Source organism: Ruegeria sp. AA6 (assembly GCF_056542865.1).
In genome coordinates this window covers 1-1,882 of sequence record NZ_JBQGAN010000071.1, presented here as the reverse complement: position 1 = coordinate 1,882, position 1,882 = coordinate 1, and the positions used below count along the sequence as shown (strand labels likewise).

The window sequence follows — 1,882 nt, the reverse complement described above, 5'->3', positions numbered from 1 at the left end:
GCCTCGACCTGCGGTGTCATGTCTGCGGCGTCGACGCCTGCGACGGCGACGGGTTTTTTCATGGCGTCGCGGCGGAAGGGTTCGCCCAGTTCCTGGTTGATCATGGCTTCGATCAGGGTGGTGATGCCGTTCTTCTGGTCCTCGATCGCCTGGTTCAGCGCCGCGGTCAGTTCGTCCTGAGTGCGGGCGACCACACCTTTCAGTCCACAAGCCTGCGCGATCCCGGCATAGGACACCTTGGTGTCCAGCTCGGTGCCCACGAAGTTGTCGTCGAACCACAGGGTCGAGTTCCGCTTCTCCGCACCCCACTGGTAGTTGCGGAAGACGATCTGGGTCACGGCGGGCCATTCCTCGCGGCCGATGGCGGTTAGTTCGTTCACCGCGATGCCAAAGGCGCCGTCACCGGCAAAGCCCACAACCGGCACGTCCGGCTGGCCGATCTTGGCGCCCACGATGGCGGGCAGGCCATAGCCGCAGGGGCCGAACAGGCCCGGCGCCAGGTATTTGCGGCCCGCTTCGAACGACGGATAGGCGTTGCCGATGGCGCAGTTGTTGCCGATGTCGGACGAGATGATCGCCTCTTTCGGCAGCGCGGCCTGAATGGCGCGCCACGCCATGCGGGGGCTCATCCAGTCGGGCTTGGCGGCGCGGGCGCGTTCGTTCCAGCTGGTGCCGGGATCGTCATCCTCGTGGGTCATCGAGGTCAGCTCCTGCGCCCAGGCTGATTTCTTCTGGGCGATGCGGTCCTTGCGGGCCTGACGGCCTTCGTCACCGGCGGTGCCGGACAGCTGGTTCAGGATGCCGTTCGCCACCTTGGCCGCGTCGCCGACGATGCCGACGGTGACCGATTTGGTCAGGCCGATGCGGTCGGGGTTGATGTCGACCTGAATGATCTTGGCATCGGTCGGCCAGTAGTTGATGCCATAGCCCGGCAGGGTCGAGAACGGGTTCAGACGGGTGCCAAGGCACAGGACCACGTCGGCCTCGCTGATCAGCTCCATCCCGGCTTTCGAGCCGTTATAGCCCAGCGGACCGGCAAACAGCGGGTGGCTGCCCGGGAACGCGTCATTGTGCTGGTAGCCAACGCAGACCGGCGCATCCAGACGTTCGGCCAGGGCTTTCGAGGCGTCGATGCCGCCTTCGGACAGAACCACACCGGCGCCGTTCAGGATGACGGGGTTCTTGGCATTCGACAGCAGCTCGGCCGCTTGTGCCACGGCGCTTTCGCCGCCCGAGGGGCGTTCGAATTCAACAACCGCAGGCAGGTCGACGTCGATGACCTGAGTCCACATATCGCGCGGGATGTTAAGCTGGGCGGGCGCGCTGGCGCGTTTGGCCTGCATGATCACGCGGTTCAGAACCTCGCACACGCGCGAGGGGTCGCGAACCTCTTCCTGATAGGCGACCATGTCTTCGAACAGCTTCATCTGCTCGACTTCCTGGAAGCCACCCTGACCGATGGTCTTGTTCGCCGCCTGCGGCGTGACCAGCAGCAGCGGGGTGTGGTTCCAATACGCGGTCTTCACGGCGGTCACGAAGTTGGTGATGCCGGGGCCGTTCTGCGCGATCATCATCGACATCTTGCCGGTGGCGCGGGTGTAACCGTCGGCCATCATCCCGGCGCTGCCTTCATGGGCGCAGTCCCAGAACATGATACCGGCCTTCGGGAACAGGTCCGAGATCGGCATCATCGCAGAACCGATAATCCCGAACGCATGTTCGATCCCGTGCATCTGCAGAACCTTAACAAAGGCTTCTTCCGTGGTCATTTTCATGTGACTGATCTCCGCGCATATAGAAAACGGCCGGACACACCGCCCCGCCTTTGAATACGGTTTTGACCCATCAAACAACACGGCGTTAGGGCCAGAACGAAAGGCGG

The 1,882-nt window shown here is 63.5% G+C and carries 1 protein-coding gene; it reads right to left on the bottom strand.

Going from position 1 to position 1,882, the window contains the following annotated elements; translation table 11 throughout:
• On the bottom strand, positions 1 to 1,775 hold a 1,775-nt coding region (xsc, locus tag ACR0LN_RS23905), incomplete at its 3' end, for a sulfoacetaldehyde acetyltransferase (RefSeq protein ID WP_480433233.1).
• Between the last annotated feature and the right edge of the window lie 107 nt (positions 1,776 to 1,882).